This is a genomic window from Methanobacterium veterum, from assembly GCF_000745485.1.
GTDB lineage: Archaea > Methanobacteriota > Methanobacteria > Methanobacteriales > Methanobacteriaceae > Methanobacterium_D > Methanobacterium_D veterum.
In genome coordinates, this window is sequence record NZ_KN050693.1 from 697,264 (window position 1) to 718,044 (window position 20,781).

Sequence of the window (20,781 nt, forward strand, 5' to 3'; positions counted from 1 at the left end):
GTATCAAACGGCGTAAAATTTTCTTGGATCCATAAATGAATCATATTTATGGATGAAAATAATGTTTAAATCTGGATCTTCAAAGATACTTAGAACTGAATCCAGGAATGATACAAATAAAAGAATCTCAAAACATTCATGCCTTAAATGATATTTGTAGAGAGTAATGGCTAATGTAAATGATGTAATCTGTGCAGAAAATAATATTCCGGTGTTATTTGCAGTTATTTGTAAAATATTCCGATTGTCGCTCAATTTAATCATAAAATGCTATTTTGAGTTTAATTTAAAAATAAGAAGTAGATTTTCACATAAACACCCATTCATAAAGGTGGTTAGTCCATTTAAAGAAGTTTTTATTAGATATAATGGATTACTAGGTTTAAACATAGACCCTGGTGATTTTCTATATATATTTTCTACTTGAGAAATGGAAGATGGACAAAATGAGCGATGGTAACAATGATAAAAATTCATATAGGTTACTTGAAAATTATAATAATTTATTAGAACAATTTGGAAAGCTTAAAAATGGCCATATGGCTGCTAAAGTACTGGTAAGGATAGGGGACCTTTATAGAGATCTCATGAACCATGGTAAAGCTATGGAGAATTATAATCTTGCCCTTAAACTTTTTCATGATGAAGATGATACATGGGGAGAAGCATTTACTCTTGAATCTATGGGTAACCTTTGGAAAAGTGCGAAAGTGTATTCTGAAGCACGTAAATTTTATCAACAGTCCTTAGAAAATTTTCAGGTAATTGGGAATTGGGAAATGGAAAAGAATATTTTAAACAGGATTTCGGGCTGTTATCTGGCTGAAGGATCTATAGAAGATGCACTGGATGTCCATAAGAAGATCGATGAATTACCATTAGACGTGGCCCAGTTTTTTATAAACCAGGTACATATTAAAAGGCTGCTAAATGAAATTGGGGGTATTAGGCCTACAAGGGCACAGTCTTTAACTTTAATTTCTTATAGTTTGATACTTATACTGTCTGAACTGGTAACTACTTACTACATGACCTCCTGGGGGATTATTTTACATGTAATTTTAATTTCAAGTCTGGTAATTAATTCTACACTGACTAAGTCAGTTAAATTTTCATACCTTTTACAGGCCATGATTTTACTGCCTTTAATAAGGATCATGAGTTTGAGTATACCTGTTATGGAGTTGGAGCCTCTTTACTGGTTGGCTCTGATGTCAGTACCTGTTTTGGCTGCTGTATGGATGTTAATGCAGGGCCAGTGCCTGAGCAGGAAAATTGTCGGGCTTAACTCAAGGAATTTAATTTTACAGCTGCTGGTAGGTCTTACGGGTCTTGGTTTTGGGTTTGTGGAGTATTTGATACTTCAGCCCACTGCTCTTATATCAAATTTAAGCCCGGTAAATGTGATTTTTGCAGGTTCAATTGTGATAATATCCACAGGACTACTGGAAGAATTGGTATTTAGGGGAATTATCCAGAGAAATGCTGAAAATATTATGGGGAAAGTTTGGGGGATCATTTTTACTTCCTTGCTTTTTGTAGGGTTTAATATCAGCTGGAACTCTCCCATGGATTTGCTCTTTATTTTTGGAGTTTCAATCTTTTATGGGTATATATTCCAAAAAACGCGCAGTATACTAGGGATAAGCGTTTCCCACGGCATCTGCAACGTGGTTCTTTTTATTATACTGCCGTTTTTCCTAATTTGAGGAGAAAATAGCAGGTTTTAATGTATAAAATGAGGAAAAAACATGATATCAATCATCACAGGTACAACCACCAATGTAACAATGAGCCAGATAATGGATTACAGTATTGTAGCAGTGCTTTTTTTATTACTGTTCCTTTCACTTAGAAATATAGTAAGGGGAGATATATCAAACCGGCGTAAAGTGGGGATTTTAATGCGCAACCTCAATATAGTTTCAATACCCCTTCTGATAATGTTTATAACTATAATAATTTACAGGATATACTCATCTTCGCCTTTATTTTCTAGTTTCTAGCAATAGATGATTAATTGTCATTTCATTTTATTGTAAATATTATGGTATTAGATGTAATCTTCCATTTATTCTCTAATTTGTAGTTAGTAATTGTTATTTTGAAAATAATGTTTGACTTTAAAATTGAATAAATAATTTGGGATGTTATTTTTAATTCGCCATACAGTACTATAACGAAGTCCGTGAAATTGAAAATTGGGGGACGTCAAAAATCGTAGATTTTGACAGTTTACAAAATTCTACGAATTTTTGACAGCTCGCGAAAATTGTAAATTTTCGGTGTTTGAAAATCTTTGATTTTCTAAACATTTTTCTCTTGCTCCGATTTTGCGGTTCAAGAAATGAAAAATTTCCTTCAACATGTGAAAAATGAAATTTTTCACGGTTGAAAATCGAAGTTAGAAAAATGCTTTGCATTTTTCTACATAAAAAATCAAAGATTTTTTAGATTTTCAAACATCAAAGTCATAGATTTTTTTCAGTATATTAAAAACTCATTGAACTGGTATTTTATATATCCAATTAAAAATTAATGATGTCAATTATTTCTTGAAAACTGTCTGTACAAAAGTCTGGATTAAAATCTTCTAAAAATGCCCTGGATCTTATTCCCCATGTAACCGAAACGGTAGTTATTTTTAATTCTAAGCCTGTTTTTATATCTTCTTCAGTATCACCGATAATTATACATTTCTCATAAGGACTATCCCTTAAATAGTCTTCAACTAATTTCTTCTTAGGACCTTTACCGCAGATTATAGATTTAAAATAACTTTGTAAGCCTAATTTTGAGAGTTCCCAGTGAAGATTTTCTTTATTATTCCTTAATGTAACCAGAACCAGATCAAATTCGTTATTTAGACATGATAAGACCTTTTTTGTTTTGGGAAAAGGTTCATCGTACTGCAGATATGATTTTTTTTCTATTTTCTGCAGCCATTCCTCTTCAAAACTAATTACAGCTTCCTCTGAGAAGGATGCAGGTAAAATATTACGTGTTTTTATACCTGTTCTTTTCATGTTCCAGAATTTTTCAGGGGAAACTTTTGATTCTGATACTCCTCTTTTATTAAGGATGTCTTGATATAGTTTGTAATGCCTTGGAGAAGTATCTAACAAGGTTCCGTCTAAATCTAAAAAGATAGTTCCAGGTATTTCAATCACCACTATATATGGATAAGTTTTGCAATACTAATTTAAATATACAGACTCCTGCGCTTTTTCAGGTCTTTTTTGTATTCACTTATCTTTTTCATATTTGTTAAAACTGGTTTGGTGTCCATTCCTCGAATCCATGCGTAGTCAGGAGGTAATGGGTTTATTTTTTTCTTTATTTCGGGCAATTCTTCACCAAAAGCTAATTTTAAATAGATATATGGCATGTTAAGCCCTAATTTTGTAAAAAACAGACTTGTAGTGAAAAATCTACCTATATTTATTTCAGTAGGATTTGGCATTCCTTTGCTATCATAAGTCATATCTACTGACCACACACCATGAGGCTTAGAATCTATGCTTAAAATAGCTTTTTGGGCTATTTTGTCCACTAATGGGTCTGATACTGTAACTCCAGTGCCGGTTATGCCTGTAACTCCCGACAAGGTTCGGTCGTTAAATGCCCAATTTAGCCGTTTTCTTCCCTGTGCAACTATTAGTTCTCCTTTATCCCATAGAGACATCCATGTAACTGATGTAGGGCTCAGATATTCCGCTGCCATAAATTTACCCCATCCATCAAAATAATCGATCCAGCTTTTAGCAAAATCTACATCTGAAGTGGGTAATGCACCATTACCTGCTGCTCCTTTAATCGATCTAATCCAGATTGTATTCCCTAAATTTTTGAAAGCTTCTTTTAAATCGTGTTCATCTTTGATAATTAATGATTTAGGAACTTCAATTTCAGATTTTTCCCATATTTCCCATGATTTTAATTTATCAATGCAGTTTACTACTGATTCATGTTTGGGTAAACAGGTAATCACATTCATTTTTTTCAGCTTGTTCCTGAATCGAGATATTGCAAGTACTTCAAAGTCATTTTGTACATGGATAAATTCAGGTTCATTTTCGCTTATTATTTCTTCAAGAATTAAATAATAGTCCTTTTCTCTAGCATTTGGAATTAAATGGCGTTTTTCAACATTTGCCTTGCAGAGATCATAAGGATCGCTGGTCATTCCAATTATAAATACTTTTTCTGATGATTCCTTAATTGATTGGATGAAATTATTGGAAGGAGTTCCGCCAGCTCCTCCTACAAGTAAACGTTTCATTTTTTGACCCCTTTTTAGATATAATTTGTTATAATCTATTTGTTAATACTTCAAAGCTAGATAACATAAACATCGCATTCTAACTTATTTAATTCTTCTCAAGTTCTATTTTTTTAACTAATAACTTTTGATTAATTAACTTTTAATGAATAAATCCTTTATTTAATCTGTTTAATCATTTATACACATATCTACAGGATAGTTATAATGTGTTTGTGAATAATTTCAGAATTTTAAGAATTGTGATAAAACACCTAATTGTTGTAAAACTAGAAAAAAATAGTATAAAATAGTTAAATGAAAAACATAATTCATTATATGTTAAAAAGAGGATATTTCTATATTATATCTGATCAAAGATAATTTTAGAGTTATATATTATATAATTAAGTAAATTAGACATTTAGAAATGCCAATTAGATTTTAATAGGTTAAAAAGAGGAAATTTTTTATCTTACATCTCTAATTAAAGACAATTTTATAATTTGATTAAATAAATTAAATATTTAGAAAATTTAATTAAATTTTAATAAGTTAAAAGGATAATTTTACTTTCACCTTACGTCTTCAATTAAAATTATTTTACCCTTTTCAAACTGGAAAATAGATTTTCCTTCAAGTTTAACGAGTTCACCTGATTTTACGCTGCCATCTGGGAAATCCACGCCGATAACTCCCTTAAAAGCAATTTTATTTTCTACAGTATTGCCATTAATTAACTGTTCAATTATTTTCATCTCTCTTTTTTTAAATAAGGTCAATGATTGTTCTGCCTGATTCTTTAAGGTAGTTATGCCCTTAAGCTGGACATTTACTTCTCCATTTGTGGTACTTTTAAGTTCAACATCCTCGTGGACATTTCTAAGCATTTCATCCACGTTGAACTCGTTGTAAGCTTTGATATATTCGTCGATTATCTGTTTCATGCGTTTTTCCTTCATGCTATGCCTCTTAGTTTAAACTGTATTTTTTTTATTTTTTTTTTACATGTTTGAAAATCTTTTAAAAAGACTTTTGGCTTTTTTTGCATGTTTGAAAATTTTATATTTTCAACCGCAAAAAAGACCTTTGGCTTTTTTTGCATGTTTGAAAATTTTATATTTTCAACCGCAAAAAAGACCTTTGGCTTTTTTTGCATGTACTATGCAGTGGGTGCCGTTTACTCTGCCTATTGTATTTCCTTGTTCATCTTTAAAGAACATGTTTTCAAGATCTTCGGAGTTTAGATTCTGGATCAATTTTAGATTTTTATCCTTTAAAAAAGACTCTAATTTTCCTTTTTCTATTCCAAAAGACCAGGGTTCATTTGTATTTTTTAACTGATTTAAAACTTCAGGTTCTCCATAATAAAGATTTTTTCCCCTTAAAACTGAAGAATATACATAATCAAAAACAACTTCACTGCCGGCCCCTGCAAACTGATCTATTACTTTGAATGTACTGTCAATAGCTTCAGGATCTAAATACATTGTTAACCCCTCTAAAATGAATAATGACATTTTATTTTTAAAAAATCCTGATTCTATGAGCTTATCTTCAAGTGATTCCTTATTAAAATCAATGGAAATAAAAGTGATGTCGCTGTCTATTTCCACCCCTCTTTTTTTAAGCTGGTTAATTTTAGCTTTCTGTGTTACTGGAGCGTCCAGTTCAAAAATAGTGGTTTTTTTGTTTAAATCAGCAAATCTAATTCCCCTTGAATCGAAACCTGCCCCAAATATCAATATTTGGTCAAATTCGTTGTAAATTGCTTTTTGAAAAACAGAATCAATAAATTTTGTCCTTGAAATCACATATTCATACATGCCTGCTGGAAATCTGTTTGTAAAAAATTTTCTAAACATTCCAATTTTTATAACTGGTATAAAAAATTTGGGAAGTAATTTGGGAGCTATATTATCATTACTTTTGTACTGCGGTGTTTTTTCGTAAAATGAAGCTGCTCTTGTCATACATGTATATTCTGCTGTTCTTGAGGTTTTACTTTCAATTCTTTTTTCAGTTTTTGCCATGATATGTTTCTCCTTTCCCCAATATTATATAAGTGTAAATCTGGTAGAAAATCCAAGTTCATCTTTCCAGAGTATATTATTCATTTTACAAGATGATCCTGGGTTATAAACAGCTGATTTATTAACTGATATCTTCAATTAAAATTATTTTGCCTTCTTCAAACTGAAAAATAGATTTGCCATTAATTTTTACAAGCTCCCCTGCTTTAGGGCCATCTGGAACGTCCACTGTGAAAGTACCTTCAAATTTGATTTTGGTTTCTACGGTGTTTCCTTTAATTACATGTTCAATAATTTTCATTTCTCTTTCATCAAACAAATTCGTGGCCTGTTCTGCCTGCTCCTTTAAGGCTTTTAGGCCTTTAAGCTGAACATTTATTACTCCATTTGTGATATTTTTAAATTCAACATCTTTATGGACATTTTTAAGCATTTTTTCCACATCGAATTCATTATATGCTTTAATATATTCATTTATGATCTGTTCCATGGCTTTTGCTTCCATAATAAATGCCCCTTTACTAAATTAATAATGTTCATGTAAAGCAGAACCGGTATGTACTTAGAAAATTTTAATATTTAAATTCACTGCCTTTAAAATTTTTATAAAGACCATTAAACCATTTTATAAAGACCATTAAACCATATCTATCATTTCTTTTATTATAGTGGGCCACCATCCTTTTATTCCCCACTCCTTTCCAAGTCTTACTGCTATAGAATTTCTTCTAGGGCTTATATAAAGGATTTGGCCGCCTGTTCCCATTGCAAAGTAGTCATATTCTTGATCATCTATTTTATATCCCCACCACAAGTATTTATAGTATGCTTTTCCTGAATTGAACCATAATCCCCATGGATGTTTGTTATAATGCTTAAAAAATCCTGGAGAATTATTTGTGTTGTCAGCACTGGTTGATTCATTAACCCATTTTTGGGAAATAATTTGTTTACCTTCCCAGTTACCTTTGTTAAGAAACAGCCTGCCAAATTTTGCAAGGTCAATTGCCCTTGCGCACAGACCACTTTCCATGTGTTCAAATCCATTTACCATGGAATCAACAGTGAGCAGTGCAGAATATTCAGTACCAATTTGTTTCCATATTTTTTCTTCAAGAAATGATTTAATTGAATTATTTGTAACTTGCTCTAAAATTATAGCCAGTACGTGCAGATGATAATCGTTATAATGGAAAAACTCACCTATTTTATCTCCAATATTTAAATTTAATACTAAATTCTTTACATCTGGAGTGAAATACTGTTTAACAGCATCTGTCCATGGAAAAATTCCTTCTTTATAATTTATCCCTGAATCCATCTCTAATAAATTCTTGATGGTTAAAGATCCTATTTTTTGCCCACTAAATTCAGGAATATATTGCTCAATAGGTTCATTGACACTTTTAATAAGTCCTTCATCTATCGCAATTCCTGTAAGTGCAGAAGTAATGGATTTAGTAACTGAAAAGAACCTGCTTATGGAATCTCTGTTGTATCCATTAAAATAATTCTCATAATGGATTTTATCATCCTTTATAACAATAAAAGAAGTTGTTTTTGAAGATACCATAAATTCATCAAATTTGGAAGTTTTGGGATTACCTTTAATGTTATATTTTATTGTTTTGAATAAATCTGGCGTTTTTTCCATTTTGAACTTGAAAACATTTTCAGACCTGTCCATAGTTTTATATGGAAAATAATGGTAATCATCTATGGTTTGTTTGAATTTATTACAGAAAACATACCTCATGTACCTGCTTAAATACGATTTTTCTGGTAAGACTTTTTCATCGACGCTAATTGGCATGGTGTACTCCCCTAAAAATTGAAAAAAATGGTAATTTTATTTTAAATTACACTGTAATAAATTAAGGAGCAGGGTTTATTTATAATATTTGCCTGTACATTCTTCGATAGTTACTTCAATCACGCCTGTACCTCTTATCACATTATCTGGCATCTTGGTTCCTTCTAAATGAGGAGTATATTTTTTCACAATCTTATTCAGTACAGCTTCTTTTAAATTGAAATTATCAACAATTGCTGCGGTTCCCATAATAACAACGCTTTCATATTCTGTATTTACATCACATGGTTTCTCATCGAGGATAAAACCTTTCATGAAATAAGTCTCAAAGCACACTTTTTCATTAGCCTGAATATTGTTGATTTTCTGCCCTTTTGGCAGTCCGTGGATGTAAATTTTACCTTCATGGTAAGTGAAATGTACAGGGACCACATAGGGATATCCATTTTCATTTATGGTTGCCAGGTTGCCCACTGGTTGTTTGGTTAAGAGTTTGGTTATTTCTTCTTCGCTCAACTGATGTTTTCTCATTCGATATTGCATAAATTATTTTCCTCCTGATTGATTCCATTTTGGATAAATTTCTACAAGAAATAAAGTTTCAATTAACAGTTTAATATGATATTTGATTTAAATTTAACTAATACACATTTAAAATGATTTTTAATGATATTTTTTTCAATTATCACTATTTTTTTTTAGGGAGATGTATGGAAGTAGTTTATATAAGTTTAAATTTAACTAAAATACGTTTAAAATGGTTGTAGATGATATTTATTTAAGGGGTAGGGATTATTTTATTGGAATTTTAAATTAATTGAAATGAATCAAATTGGTTAATGATATTTTTAAATTGGAAATATAGAAATAGTTTATAAGCTTTAAATTTAACTAAAATACTTAAAGTAATGATATTTGTATTTTTGAATTGTAAATATAGAACTTAATTAAGGTTTACAGTCAAACTACATTCAATAGATTAATATATAACTTGGCGTTGAGAAGATGCAGGAAAAGATAATTGAAATATATGGGAAACTTTATGATCTTTACGGCCCGCAGGGCTGGTGGCCCTTAATAAACCATGATGGAATAAATCCAACCAAAACTGGAGCTATCCGAGGTTATCATCCTGAAAATTATGAATTGCCCACGAAGCGAGATCAAGTCTATGAGATAATCATTGGTGCAATTTTGACGCAGAATACATCCTGGTTGTCTGCAGAAATGGCATTATTCAACCTCGATGAATTAGATGTAATTAGCCCTGAAAAATTGTTAAAGTTAGATGATGAAACCTTAAAATCAGCCATCCGCTGTGCAGGATTTTTAAACCAAAAAGCGATCTATATCAGGGAAGTAACCAAATTTTTTATAGGAATCGAAGGGAAGGTCCCAACAAGAAAAGAATTACTGGCAGTTAAAGGTATTGGTAATGAAACTGCAGATTCGATCCTTCTTTATGCTTATAAACAACCTCAATTCGTAGTTGATGCATATACAAAAAGGATATTTTCTCATTTAGGAATTGTCAGTGAAGATATAAAATATATGGAACTTAAAGAACTGTTTGAATCAAACCTGCCTGAGGATATGCCTCTTTATCAGGAATATCACGCTTTGATAGTGGAACATGCTAAAAGATATTACAGTAAAAAGCCTTATGGTGTAAATGACCCTTTAAAAGATTTAATGAAATATTAATTATCTGTTTCAAGTTATTTAAGTTGGATATGTGGTATGGCTGTCAAAAGAAGGACAAAATATTTTTTGTAGTAACTGATAATTTCTAGAAATATGTGAAACATGTTAAAGTATGGTAAAAAGCCTTACGGTGGGGTAATCCTCTAGAAAAGTTAATGAAAGGTTAGAATTTTTTGATTGCTTAAATTTTTATTAAACAAATGTTTTTAATTAAAGATTAAAAAAACAGTTTATTGATTTAAACTGTTTTTTCCGCTGAGTTAACCTGTAACCTGTTTTATACTTCCAGCACCGTTCAGCTGTTTGGTTACCTGGGGATTGCCGATGTAAGATATCTGCCCTGCACCATTAACTACTGCATTTAATGAGTTAGATACTTTAACAGTTCCTCTTCCTGCACCGCTAATTGTTATGGTCGCTATTTTGCTGGTTAAATCACCTGCGTTATATTCTCCTGCTCCAGAGATGCTAATATCCTGATTGTTGGCAGTGCCTGACATGGTTAATTTGCCGGCTCCTGAAATTATGATTTTAAGGGCTTTAACGTTTAAATTGCTTAGACTACCTTCACCTGCCCCATTGATGTTTATGGTCAATGAATTGGTGTTTAAACCGTTGGACTGGATTTTTCCCCCTCCAGAGTAACTGATGGAATTAAGGTCTTTTACTGTTAAATAGTATTTAATTGGTTTGGTGGGCACAACTGGATTGGTGATACGTATATTTAGAACGTTATTGCTGACGTTGGTTGTAATATACTGCATGATGTTGTCTTCTGCTTCAACTGTCAGGGATTCTTTGTCCCCTTGAGTTATAATCACCGTACCTGCACCGTCAACCGAAACCTGGTTAAAACCGCTCACGTTTTTTGACTGGTTCACTACATTTCCAGACCCATTTGTACCCTGCCACGTACATCCTGATGCAGCTACAACTGCTAAAATAACTAAAGCTGCAATGATATATTTTTTCAAAATATCCCCTCCCTATTTATAAGTAATATTCTGGTCTTATTAGCTTATTATCTCTTTTGATTTTTCATATGTGTCTTTAATTTGCATATATCCTCTTCTGTTAAAACTGCAACCACGCATACAAATAGTGCAGCCACTGCACAGATCATTTATAACTTTTGTTCTTGTTATTCCAGTTTCAGAAGATTTTTCTTGAATAATTGCGTTTCCAGGGCAGTTTTTAATACATTTACCGCATTTTGCACAAAATTCAGGGATCCATGAGTGATCATCATCTGTATTTACTGGTAAATTTTGAATACTTGTAAATATAGCAGACAGCCGCTGTCTTGGACCAAACTTGGGTGTTATAATCATTCCATGTGTTCCTCTATAACCTAAACCTGCTTTTTGGGCTAAATGTGGATACATTACAACTCCTCCTGCAGGATGACTGGCGTGGGCGGCAAATCCATTTTCCCTTAAAAATCCCGCAAGTTCATTGGTCCTTTTACCAAGCTCATCATAGGTTACATTGCTCATCTCCTGAGTTTCAGGACTTGGGGCAGTATCTACAGCTTTTTTGTCCATTTCCATTATTAGAATAATCGCATTGTCAAAAAGAATTGATTTATCTTTAAATATAAGCGTGGAAGGCACATTTGTGTAACATATACTGTCTACGCCAATTGATCCAGCATAATCTTCAAATTGTTTAATAAAATCCGCTTCAGCTTCTACTTTTGGATTATATGGATTATTTTTAAGGGATTTGACTGTCATTTCCATATTTTTTGCTATTGAAAGCTGTCTTGGGAGTGTTTTTAGTGTTATTTTCAGTTTATCCGGCATTAACTTCTCTGGAGATGATGCTGATGCTGTTACGCATCCATCTATTTCTTTAACACTATTTTCAAGATTATTGACTTTTGCAAGCCTGTAACCAGCGTATTTGTCCTTTATTTTAGTTACTATGCTCATTTTATCACTTTTTCTCCAGGCTTTTTACAAAATAATCCAGATGTTTTTCAATCATCTCTCCTATTTTACCTGTATTGGAGTTATCACTTTTTAAAAGTAGATACTCCATAAATAATGTGAAGATGGTGTACTGAAATTCCATGGCTTTAATATCAGGGTCTATTTTATTTATAATGCCTTTTTTAACCATAATTTCCAACACTGCCCTTGAAAATGAGTATGGTTCATGAATCAAGCATTCTAAAACAATCATTCTGGCTCTTTTATCTTTATACTGCTCGCTGGAGATAATCCTGAATATTTTTTCCATTACTGGATTTTTAAAAATGTACAGTGTAAGATTGGCCCTCTGACGGAAAATTTCTGGCGTTACTTTATCTATTTTGTCCAGATTCTGGGCTTCTGGAGGCCTCATTTTAATTAATTCTTTTTTAAAGTATTCGAAAATATTATCCATTATTTCATTCTTGCTTTTGTAGTGGCTGTAAAGCGATGCCTTTTTAATGCCTACAGCTTCTGCTATTTCGCGCATAGATGTTGCATCAAACCCTTTTTGGGCAAATAAATCAATAGCAGATTCAAATATTCTTTCTTTTGTATTTTTTTCTTCTAATTTATTTATATTGCCTTTATTTTCGGCCATTTAATCATATCCTTTCCCTAATAATTGGTATAAACATCATTTATACGTCCGACCGGTAGGTAGTTTATGAATATGGTAATATATTTTATTGTATATAAAGCTACCTACCGGCAGGTAGGTCCGAACTGTTTAATAGGATCTGAAAATAATGAAATGGTTGTAAAAAAGCCACGCTAAACTTGCAGGAATTAAAAATAATTTGGAAAAATATAGTTATTTGTTTAATATCCTAAATTAAAATTTTTATTTTATTAAAATAATAAAAAATTCACCATCCTACCGGACAGTCCTTAGTGAAGTATTGAAACCTTTCATTCAAATACGCGCTATATCGCTGCAGTAATGTTCCAGTAAGACTACAGCTTCAGTAATAGTACTTAAATCCATTTTTACTTTTGAATTAGCAATAAAATTAGATATTTCTCTAGTATTCATCACAGTATAAGTTCTAGGCATCTTTCGAACTGTAAAATTATTATTGGGGAATGCAACAATTGAATTAAGCATTATGTAATCAATATTTAAATTTTTAGAATCTAAAAACCTTTTTAATTCTATTGCATTCAGTTTAACCTGCTGTGGATTTAGGATAGTTTTTGAGACTATTTTACCAATATTATCCATCCATTTATTTTCATTAATGACATAATGGCCGCGGAGATTATTGATATGGATTAAAAAGATACCTGTTGGTCCAACTACAACGTGGTTAATTTTTATTCTTTTATCCCGGATTTTCAGCTTATTTAAAATAAAATAACCTTCAGGCAGATTTTTAAAATAATTTGGAGTTGAATTTTTCTTTACAGTTATTCTCCGCTGATTTACATTATTAACACGGGTTTTCATTATCTTTCCATTTCTTTTACCATATAAATAAGTAAGAACACCTGCAGCCATAATAGAAACAGCTGTAATGTAAAGAAATATTATCTGCAGAGATAAATTCAATAAATTGTTTGGATTTTTAAAATTATTTGTACTTTGAGATATCCAAAAAATGGGAGAAACATAAGCTAATATGAATATAAATAACCCTATGATTGCAAGTATAAAACCTGCAGTGGTAATTTTGACATATTTTGAGTGAGTATTGAAATTTTTTTCATCTTCATAAGCATTGTGGTTAATATTTTCATTGTTATAGTAATCATGGAAGTTTTCATAGTACTTCAACTGCAAACCACATTTTTCACAGGTTTTTAAAGCCTCGGGATCAAAATCGGGTTCTATTTCATAATAAATTTCACACTCATTGCAGATTAAATAAGGCATTTTTAGCACCTATAAATGCTGTTATTTGTTAATTCATTTAAAATGTACAGATTTCATTTTAAAATTTTTTTATATTAGTTGATACTTATTATTAATAAATAATGCAAACATTTATAAATATTTTACCAATTATGGACCTATATGGATGCTGAAATACAATTTTCAGTTATAATATAAAAAAAGTGGTAGGATTATTAAAATTAGCGCGACATTATCTATTTTAATTATTCATTCTCAAAAACGATATCTGTAATATATGAAACACCAATAACAGCCTGCTTAATTTTTGTATTGTCCAGCAGATGGCGCATATCCATAAATTTTCCTTTATTTACTATATTTTTAATTGTTTTATCTAAATCGCATGTTTTTTTAAGGGGGATATGTTTAAAAATAACAGCATGGTTATGTAAGATCAGTTCGTTATCTCCAGTATTTGCAGGATTTAAATAGAACAATGTGTGCAAAGCTTCTTTTTCTATGGTTGATATGCTTCCACTAAGGTCCATACCCACACCGAAGCTTATCATTGTTTCCCAATGATGTTTGGGCTCACTGTTTATATCCATCCAGTCTTTAAAGTTATCTTCGTGTGTTATCATCTGGTGATTTTCCGGTGCAAATTTTTTAACAGGCGCAATTTTAACCCCTGAGCTGTAAAATTCATCTAAATCCGCCTGCATGGCTGTACTTATAACTCCATTGAAATTGGGCTGAGTTTGACGTGCAATATTGAATACAGCAGCATAAAGAGTGCTTATAGTAAAGCTTTCTTCATTTTTACCTTTTACAATCATTATATCATTAAAATCTCCTTCTAATGCTGCATTAAACCCTGTATGGATCGTTACATTTCCCGTATCTTTATACGGAGTTAAAAAGTCAGGGGTATCATGCCCGTCTGTTGGGAGCCAGACCATTGTCCCGCCTATGGTAATCATTTCGCCGAGAATTTGCATGTATTCGTTTATGTCATCTCCTAACGCACCAAGACCGATGGAATATTCAGTTTCTGAGAATTTTCTAGAATAAATATCTTTCTGCTCTAATTGGGCAAACAAAACCTTAGATATGTCTCCAACAGCCTTCAAAATGGCAGATTTCTGTGATGATTTATAAACGGTTAGTTCAATATTATTTTGAGTATAAGATGGTGCATCGTTCCAATTTATTTCTGCTGTTTTATCCATTTCTTGAGTAATGCGTGATACGGCGTTTTCTTTTCCAGAATGTATTAAAAATACATTATCTAACCCTGTCATTTCCAGTACTTCTGAGGGGTATTGATTTACATGGCATAAATGGAGATCTCCACCTCTTTTTTGGAGCTTTTTATTTACCTGAAGAAGGACTCTGATACCAGCACTGCTTAAATAATGGACATCCTTCATATCAATAAGTATATGGATATCGTTCTTTTTAATGACGTTATTAAATGCATCATCTAATTCTAACGCCCCAAATGCATCTAACCTTCCTTTAACAGAGATTTGCAGGATATCATTAATTCTTTTGGTATTTATGTCCATATAATCACTTAAAAGGGAATTATTTTTATATGTTTATATTAGATTTTATAACTGGAATCAAAACTATTTATCGGTAAGTAAGTTGTTAACACAACATGATTACAGTGATTTAGGTTTAATTTTCCCTAATTTTAAAGGCTCAACAATGGCTGCCCCTACCAGTAACCCCAGTGAAATAGCAACAACGGTCATTACAACTGCTGTAAGGTTGTTAACGGCCGAAAAGTAATTTTGACCTACAAGTGATGCTATACTGATAAAACCTATGGAACCCGGCACTAAAATCCAGAAAGCAGGCAGTATCGATACAAAGCTGGGAGTTCTAATTGGTGAGCGCCCTATAAGAGTTCCGCTGATTGTCATAAGAAGTGAACCTAAGAAAGCCCCTGAAAATCCGCCAATAAAATAGTTTCCAAACTGCTGTCCAAAGAAAGCTATGTATAGGACCAGCAGTATCCACGGCAGGTCTCTATTACGTATGGACATGAAAAAGTACATTCCAACGGCAAAAATCAGGACTCCAAAGAATGATATCCACCCCTGACATATGTTGAATGGGACGGTGGCTATAACTTCTTCTTGAGGCAAGCCTATTATCTGCATTCCCATTAAAACTCCAAAAAGAAGCAGGAATAGAACTGCTACTCCATAAATAACTCTGCTTGAGCCGGAGATTATATTTCCTGATGCGAGTTCAAACATCCCTGTTGTAAATGTGGCTCCCGGTAAAAAATAGGCCAGGGCAGGAATCAGCACTGCAATAGATCCTACTATTAATCCCTGCTTAATTCCCCAGAATATAAAAATTGAAACAAGCAGCGCAGCAACTACTGGTAATATAAGCCCTAAACGCGGTCGATTTTTGCCTAAAATTAGCAGCAGCCCAACAATTGCCCCCGCACCTCCAGATGCAATTAACTGCTGTGGTGTAGGCTGTAAAAGCAGTCCTAAGCCTATGGCAAATAAAATATAACCTATAAATACGCCTGCTGGGCCAAAACGGTGTTTTTGCGAAAGTATCTCTCGAATACGTTTTTTCCCTTCAAGTGGAGATATTTCGGCTTTTTCAGCCTTGTATATCAGTTCATAAAGTTCTGAAACCTGGTGCAATGGTAATGAACCAGGTAATTGATTAGCTGCAGTTATGGGGGCTGATTCTTCATCACCTAATTTTATAATTAAAAGGGTAGGAAAAACAATTATTTCGGCTTTAACATTGTATGCTTCTGTAATATCCTCTAAAATTGACTGCACTGCTGTTACTGAAATCCCTGCTGCTATTAAAGCCTTGCCTAGCTCAGTTAAAAATTCGAACATTCCATGTATGGATCTGCCGTCTTTGGTGCCCACGGCATTTTTAACTGATTTTAATTCGTTATTTTCGCCCATTATAAAACCGTTTAGCTTTTAAACTCTTTTCACTTGATTTTCGTTTAAAACATATTATTTAAGTAATGTTAAAATTATTTGTAACTTACTTTATTGATTTGGGGTAATTTAGTTGTATGGATTTACTCAATTTTTAAAGAACCCGTTATATAGAATTATTATATCTTATTTATATTCCATATTGCATATTCATAAATAATAGAAACTAATAAATATTTTTAAGTAGTGGATAATCTAACTTATTTGACTGATAAATTTAAGCCGAATTAATCACTTAATGGACATTTAAAGTATATAAATCTATTTTGAAAATTAAATGATTTAATAAATATAGTTATTCACTATAATTTATGATAACAGTGATTAAAATGCAATTTCCAATTACAAGAATGCGAAGACTGAGAAAAACACCTCAGATAAGGAATATTTTAAGTGAGACAAAACTGAACCCTGAAGATTTTATTTATCCAATGTATTTTAAAGAAGATTTAAAAGATAACGAAAAAGAGCACATTGACACCATGCCTGGCCAGTACAGATATTCACTGGATGCAGGTATTGAAGAGGCAAAAAAACTGGAAGAATTGGGTTTATCATCAGTTCTTATCTTTGGAATACCTGAAAAAAAGGATGATAAAGGGTCATCAGCTTACGAGAAAGATGGAATTGTTCAAAGGGCGGTCCGCAGGTTAAAGGAAGAGACAGATTTAATAGTTATAACTGATGTATGCATGTGCCAGTACACTTCCCATGGGCACTGTGGAATAATCCTGAAGGATGAAATAGTAAATGATGAGACCCTGGAGTATTTATCTAAAATTGCTTTAAGTCATGCTGAAGCAGGTGCTGACATGGTGGCCCCTTCTGATATGATGGACGGCAGGGTCGATGCTATAAGGGAGACTCTTGATGCAAACGGCTATGATGATGCACTTATAATGTCTTACGCTGCAAAATATGCTTCTGCATTTTATGCGCCGTTTAGGGAAGCTGTAAGTTCTGCACCATCTTTTGGTGATAGAAAAACCTATCAAATGAACCCTGCAAACATTGATGAGGCTTTAAGGGAAGCAGAACTTGATATGGTTGAAGGTGCAGATATATTAATGGTTAAACCAGCTATAGCTTATCTTGATGTAATAAAAACCATTAAAGAAGAGTTTAAAATGCCGACTGCTGCTTACCAGGTAAGCGGTGAATATTCAATGATTAAAGCAGGTATGGAAGCAGGATATATTACTGAAGAGATTATATATGAATCATTACTATCTATTAAACGTGCAGGGGCAGATCTTATCATTTCTCATTTTGCACCTGACTTTTTAAAGGGTAAAATATAAAAAAACAGAATAATAAACAAAGATAATTGAGGAGTTAACATGGATTCAGAGTTAATCGGAAAAATAGCACAGATTGCATCAGTTCTTGAAGTCAGCGGCCACCCAAAACCAGGAAATGTCCACCGTACACAGGACTTTGATGACATGGTCTTTGAAGATTTCCTGATAAGCGGTGTAGTTATTGGGAGTTTAATGAAAAAGGCCGCTGAAATTGGAAATAGATATCAGAATGATGATTCTTTACATAAAATTAAATTGGGGAAAATTATAAAGGAAGCTGTAATTGAAACTGATCGCTGGATTGGGAACAATACCAATTTGGGAATAGTTCTACTTTTAACTCCATTATCTGCATCTGCAGGGATGAGTAATGATTTAAATGATTTAAGAAAAAATGTGGGAAGAATAATGGAAGCAACAACTTCTCAAGATGCTATAAATTTATATGATGCCATAAATCTTGCAGATGCCGGTGGAATGGGCGAACAGGAAGAACTGGATGTTGCAGATGCAGAAGCGCGCGATAAAATTATAGATGAAGATATAAGCATGTACAAGGTGCTTCAAATGTCATCTAAATGGGACTTATTATCCTATGAACTTACAAATAGGATGCCTGTGACATTTGGAATTGGTTTTCCTACATTTAGAACCACTAAAATGGAGTATGGGATAAATAAAGCAACAGTTCAGACATTCCTTACTATTTTGTCCAAAAAACCAGATACCTTAATTTCAAGAAAATACGGTGATGATATGGCAAAATTAGTATCTGCAGATGCAGATTCAGTACTTCAAAGCGGGGGAATATTGAATCCTCAAGGGGAACTTTTACTCCGGGAATTAGATAAGCAGCTTATGAGAAATAAGCTTAATCCTGGAACTACTGCAGATATAACCGCTGCTTCTATAATGGTTGCATATCTGGATGAATTTGGATTTTAACAAATCATCATTTTTTTATTTAAAGTTTTAGAAAATATTTAACACATTTAATCCATAAATTAAATGGTAACGATTATATTACTCAAGAAGTAGCGGAATAATAAATTATTGTTTTCATGTAACGTTTTGGAAAATGTTTAACATTCTTAATCCATAAATTAAGTGGTAAAGATTATAGTACCTCAAGAGGCAGCGGACTAACAAATTTGTGTTTTTAGTTTGTTAGAAAAAGCTCAACACATTTAACATAAAAATTAAGTGGAAGGTTATACTACCAGAAGGTAGCTGATTACTATAGGGAGTAAGTAGAATGCTTCAAAATATCATTGATGAATTACATATATATGAAAAAAAGGTTTTAAAGGGATTAGAATCATTAGATTATGAATCTGCACCTGAAAAGATAGCTGAAACTCAAGATTTAAATATTAAATCTGTGATGAGTGCAGCTGGTTCTTTAGAATCTAAAGGGCTTATAGAAGTACAGAAAGATGTTGATGAAATAATCAGTTTAAGCGACACTGGAAAAGAATACGCTGAAGAAGGTTTACCTGAGAGAAAAATACTGAGGGTCTTAAATGAGGAAGGGTCTATTCCTATGAAGGATATAGGCAGTAAGGCTGATTTAGATTCTTCTGAAGTTAAAGTGGCTATAGGATGGCTGCGTAAAAAGAAATGGGCCGTAATTGACAAAGGAACTGTGAAAATAACTGAAGAAGGAAAAGAAGCAGTATCTAAGGAATATACCGATGAAATGCTGCTGGATAAACTTTTAGATGCAAACAAAATGCTCCTTTTCAACCCTACTCAGTTGATTAAAGAAGGGTTTGACCTTTTAAGGAAAAGAAAAGGGATAATTCATGTAAAAAAAGAGCCCAAGTACAACTTAAAAGTAACAGAAAAAGGAAAGGAACTCCTTGCTATAGGAATAGAAATCAGGGAAGAGGCAACCCAGTTAACCCATGAGCAGTTAAAAACAGGGTCATGGAAAAACCTGAAATTTAGAGGTTACGATGTCCACGCAGAATATCCTGAATTTTTCCCTGGAAAGATGCATCCTCTACAGAGAACAATTGAAGATATAAGGCAAATATTCCTTAAAATGGGATTTACAGAATCCAAGGGTTCAATTTTAGAATCAGCATTTTGGAACTTTGACTGCCTGTTCCAGCCTCAAGATCACGCAGCACGTGAAATGCAGGACACTTTTTATATCAAAGAGCCGAGAACTGTAAATCTCCCCTCAAATGAACTTGTAGAAAATGTTCGCAGGGCCCATGAAAATGGTGGAATGACAGGTTCTGAAGGATGGGGCTATTCATGGGATGTTGATGTCGCAAAACAGTCAGTGCTCAGGACCCACACAACATGTTTATCTACAAGATATTTAGCAGAACACGAACCCCCTCTCAAGATGTTTTCAGTTGGAAGGGTCTTTAGAAGAGAAACTATAACCTATAAACACCTTCCTGAGTTTCACCAGGTTGAAGGAATTGTAGCTGCAGAAGATCTTACCTTTAAAAACTTACTTGGTTATTTAAAGGAATTTTACCGTAAATTAGGATTTAAAGCCAGGTTCAGGCCTGCATATTTTCCTTACACATATCTATCGGTTGAGTCTGAGATTTACCTTCCAGATAAAAAGACATGGATAGAACTGGGAGGATCGGGAATGTTCCGTCCAGAAGTTTTAGAACCTCTGGGAGTTGAAACACCTGTTGCAGCATTTGGTATCGGGATCGAAAGGCTTGCAATGTTAAGGCTTGGCATTAAAGATATAAGAATGCTTTATAAGAGTGATATCGGCTGGTTAAGAGATTTACCAGTTATACTGGATTAAGTTTTGACTTTTTCCAGTTATTCTATTATTTTTAGGTAGTTACAAAATTTAAAAATTAATTTTAATTAGTAATAA

The 20,781-nt window shown here is 32.8% G+C and carries 20 protein-coding genes; 6 read left to right on the forward strand and 14 right to left on the reverse strand.

Annotated features, from left to right (window positions below; all coding sequences use genetic code 11):
• Nucleotides 1–3: 3 nt before the first annotated feature.
• Entirely contained in the window at nt 4–255 is a 252-nt protein-coding gene (locus EJ01_RS17380) for a hypothetical protein (protein WP_157197545.1), read from the reverse strand.
• 191 nt (nt 256–446) lie between these two features.
• On the opposite strand from EJ01_RS17380, the gene EJ01_RS16735 reads away from it, so the two are divergent.
• Both EJ01_RS16735 and EJ01_RS13600 read left to right on the forward strand, forming a co-directional pair.
• A complete protein-coding gene (locus EJ01_RS16735; protein ID WP_169740466.1) occupies nt 447–1,709 on the forward strand; it encodes a CPBP family glutamic-type intramembrane protease in 1,263 nt (420 codons plus the stop codon).
• Between the two features lie 42 nt (nt 1,710–1,751).
• Nucleotides 1,752–2,006: a hypothetical protein gene (locus EJ01_RS13600; RefSeq protein WP_048080647.1), complete on the forward strand. Its 255-nt coding sequence runs from the start codon at nt 1,752–1,754 to the stop codon at nt 2,004–2,006.
• Nucleotides 2,007–2,528: 522 nt separating this feature from the next.
• Here EJ01_RS13600 and EJ01_RS13605 read toward each other — a convergent pair.
• The 7 genes from EJ01_RS13605 to EJ01_RS13640 all read right to left on the reverse strand — a co-directional run bounded on the left by EJ01_RS13605 (nt 2,529) and on the right by EJ01_RS13640 (nt 8,650).
• Nucleotides 2,529–3,170, reverse strand: a complete 642-nt coding sequence (locus EJ01_RS13605) for an HAD family hydrolase (RefSeq protein ID WP_048192892.1) — start codon at nt 3,168–3,170, stop codon at nt 2,529–2,531.
• 32 nt (nt 3,171–3,202) lie between these two features.
• Nucleotides 3,203–4,282 carry an ATP-grasp domain-containing protein gene (locus EJ01_RS13610; RefSeq protein WP_048080645.1) on the reverse strand — a complete coding sequence of 360 codons (1,080 nt, stop codon included), beginning with the start codon at nt 4,280–4,282 and terminating at the stop codon, nt 3,203–3,205.
• A 554-nt stretch (nt 4,283–4,836) separates the two neighbouring features.
• Nucleotides 4,837–5,223 (reverse strand): nuclear transport factor 2 family protein, encoded by a 387-nt coding sequence (locus tag EJ01_RS13615; protein ID WP_048080644.1) that lies wholly within the window; start codon nt 5,221–5,223, stop codon nt 4,837–4,839.
• Between the two features lie 162 nt (nt 5,224–5,385).
• A complete protein-coding gene (locus EJ01_RS13625) occupies nt 5,386–6,294 on the reverse strand; it encodes a class I SAM-dependent methyltransferase (protein WP_048080642.1) in 909 nt (302 codons plus the stop codon).
• A gap of 121 nt (nt 6,295–6,415) precedes the next feature.
• Nucleotides 6,416–6,799, reverse strand: coding sequence for a nuclear transport factor 2 family protein (locus EJ01_RS13630; RefSeq protein ID WP_048080641.1), 384 nt, complete (start codon nt 6,797–6,799; stop codon nt 6,416–6,418).
• A 132-nt stretch (nt 6,800–6,931) separates the two neighbouring features.
• Complete coding sequence (locus tag EJ01_RS13635; protein WP_048080640.1) at nt 6,932–8,107, reverse strand: serine hydrolase domain-containing protein; 1,176 nt, start codon at nt 8,105–8,107, stop codon at nt 6,932–6,934.
• A 75-nt stretch (nt 8,108–8,182) separates the two neighbouring features.
• The gene (locus EJ01_RS13640; protein WP_048080639.1) at nt 8,183–8,650 is read right to left on the reverse strand and encodes a pyridoxamine 5'-phosphate oxidase family protein; all 468 of its coding nucleotides are present in this window, start codon (nt 8,648–8,650) and stop codon (nt 8,183–8,185) included.
• 462 nt (nt 8,651–9,112) lie between these two features.
• Here EJ01_RS13640 and EJ01_RS13645 point away from each other — a divergent pair, with 462 nt between their 5' ends.
• The gene (locus tag EJ01_RS13645; RefSeq protein WP_048080638.1) at nt 9,113–9,811 is read left to right on the forward strand and encodes an endonuclease III domain-containing protein; all 699 of its coding nucleotides are present in this window, start codon (nt 9,113–9,115) and stop codon (nt 9,809–9,811) included.
• 260 nt (nt 9,812–10,071) lie between these two features.
• Here EJ01_RS13645 and EJ01_RS13650 read toward each other — a convergent pair whose 3' ends face one another.
• The 6 genes from EJ01_RS13650 to EJ01_RS13675 all read right to left on the reverse strand — a co-directional run bounded on the left by EJ01_RS13650 (nt 10,072) and on the right by EJ01_RS13675 (nt 16,581).
• Nucleotides 10,072–10,785 (reverse strand): head GIN domain-containing protein, encoded by a 714-nt coding sequence (locus tag EJ01_RS13650; protein WP_048080637.1) that lies wholly within the window; start codon nt 10,783–10,785, stop codon nt 10,072–10,074.
• Nucleotides 10,786–10,824: 39 nt separating this feature from the next.
• Entirely contained in the window at nt 10,825–11,745 is a 921-nt protein-coding gene (locus EJ01_RS13655) for a 4Fe-4S dicluster domain-containing protein (RefSeq protein ID WP_048080636.1), read from the reverse strand.
• Between the two features lie 4 nt (nt 11,746–11,749).
• Nucleotides 11,750–12,388, reverse strand: a complete 639-nt coding sequence (locus tag EJ01_RS13660; RefSeq protein WP_048080635.1) for a TetR/AcrR family transcriptional regulator — start codon at nt 12,386–12,388, stop codon at nt 11,750–11,752.
• A 315-nt stretch (nt 12,389–12,703) separates the two neighbouring features.
• Nucleotides 12,704–13,663: a nuclease-related domain-containing protein gene (locus tag EJ01_RS13665; RefSeq protein ID WP_048080634.1), complete on the reverse strand. Its 960-nt coding sequence runs from the start codon at nt 13,661–13,663 to the stop codon at nt 12,704–12,706.
• A gap of 224 nt (nt 13,664–13,887) precedes the next feature.
• The gene (locus EJ01_RS13670) at nt 13,888–15,192 is read right to left on the reverse strand and encodes an STAS domain-containing protein (protein WP_052376205.1); all 1,305 of its coding nucleotides are present in this window, start codon (nt 15,190–15,192) and stop codon (nt 13,888–13,890) included.
• Nucleotides 15,193–15,291: 99 nt separating this feature from the next.
• Nucleotides 15,292–16,581, reverse strand: coding sequence for a threonine/serine exporter family protein (locus EJ01_RS13675; protein ID WP_084689228.1), 1,290 nt, complete (start codon nt 16,579–16,581; stop codon nt 15,292–15,294).
• Between the two features lie 368 nt (nt 16,582–16,949).
• Between EJ01_RS13675 and hemB the strand changes: the two genes are divergently transcribed.
• From hemB to pheS, 3 genes are all read left to right on the forward strand, one after another.
• On the forward strand, nt 16,950–17,921 hold the full coding sequence (gene hemB, locus EJ01_RS13680; RefSeq protein WP_048080633.1) for a porphobilinogen synthase: 972 nt from the start codon (nt 16,950–16,952) through the stop codon (nt 17,919–17,921).
• A gap of 39 nt (nt 17,922–17,960) precedes the next feature.
• Entirely contained in the window at nt 17,961–18,866 is a 906-nt protein-coding gene (locus EJ01_RS13685) for a triphosphoribosyl-dephospho-CoA synthase (protein WP_048080632.1), read from the forward strand.
• A gap of 310 nt (nt 18,867–19,176) precedes the next feature.
• A complete protein-coding gene (gene pheS, locus EJ01_RS13690) occupies nt 19,177–20,706 on the forward strand; it encodes a phenylalanine--tRNA ligase subunit alpha (protein WP_048080631.1) in 1,530 nt (509 codons plus the stop codon).
• Nucleotides 20,707–20,781: the final 75 nt, after the last annotated feature.

What these genes read in the sequence shown, in the direction of transcription:
- EJ01_RS16735 (WP_169740466.1), top strand. Translation starts at nt 447, where the DNA reads ATGAGCGATGGTAACAATGATAAAAATTCATATAGGTTACTTGAAAAT.
- EJ01_RS13600 (WP_048080647.1), top strand. Translation starts at nt 1,752, where the DNA reads ATGATATCAATCATCACAGGTACAACCACCAATGTAACAATGAGCCAG.
- EJ01_RS13610 (WP_048080645.1), bottom strand. Translation starts at nt 4,282, where the DNA reads ATGAAACGTTTACTTGTAGGAGGAGCTGGCGGAACTCCTTCCAATAAT.
- EJ01_RS13615 (WP_048080644.1), bottom strand. Translation starts at nt 5,223, where the DNA reads ATGAAGGAAAAACGCATGAAACAGATAATCGACGAATATATCAAAGCT.
- EJ01_RS13625 (WP_048080642.1), bottom strand. Translation starts at nt 6,294, where the DNA reads ATGGCAAAAACTGAAAAAAGAATTGAAAGTAAAACCTCAAGAACAGCA.
- EJ01_RS13630 (WP_048080641.1), bottom strand. Translation starts at nt 6,799, where the DNA reads ATGGAAGCAAAAGCCATGGAACAGATCATAAATGAATATATTAAAGCA.
- EJ01_RS13635 (WP_048080640.1), bottom strand. Translation starts at nt 8,107, where the DNA reads ATGCCAATTAGCGTCGATGAAAAAGTCTTACCAGAAAAATCGTATTTA.
- EJ01_RS13640 (WP_048080639.1), bottom strand. Translation starts at nt 8,650, where the DNA reads ATGCAATATCGAATGAGAAAACATCAGTTGAGCGAAGAAGAAATAACC.
- EJ01_RS13645 (WP_048080638.1), top strand. Translation starts at nt 9,113, where the DNA reads ATGCAGGAAAAGATAATTGAAATATATGGGAAACTTTATGATCTTTAC.
- EJ01_RS13655 (WP_048080636.1), bottom strand. Translation starts at nt 11,745, where the DNA reads ATGAGCATAGTAACTAAAATAAAGGACAAATACGCTGGTTACAGGCTT.
- EJ01_RS13660 (WP_048080635.1), bottom strand. Translation starts at nt 12,388, where the DNA reads ATGGCCGAAAATAAAGGCAATATAAATAAATTAGAAGAAAAAAATACA.
- EJ01_RS13665 (WP_048080634.1), bottom strand. Translation starts at nt 13,663, where the DNA reads ATGCCTTATTTAATCTGCAATGAGTGTGAAATTTATTATGAAATAGAA.
- EJ01_RS13670 (WP_052376205.1), bottom strand. Translation starts at nt 15,192, where the DNA reads ATGGACATAAATACCAAAAGAATTAATGATATCCTGCAAATCTCTGTT.
- EJ01_RS13675 (WP_084689228.1), bottom strand. Translation starts at nt 16,581, where the DNA reads ATGGGCGAAAATAACGAATTAAAATCAGTTAAAAATGCCGTGGGCACC.
- hemB (WP_048080633.1), top strand. Translation starts at nt 16,950, where the DNA reads ATGCAATTTCCAATTACAAGAATGCGAAGACTGAGAAAAACACCTCAG.
- EJ01_RS13685 (WP_048080632.1), top strand. Translation starts at nt 17,961, where the DNA reads ATGGATTCAGAGTTAATCGGAAAAATAGCACAGATTGCATCAGTTCTT.
- pheS (WP_048080631.1), top strand. Translation starts at nt 19,177, where the DNA reads ATGCTTCAAAATATCATTGATGAATTACATATATATGAAAAAAAGGTT.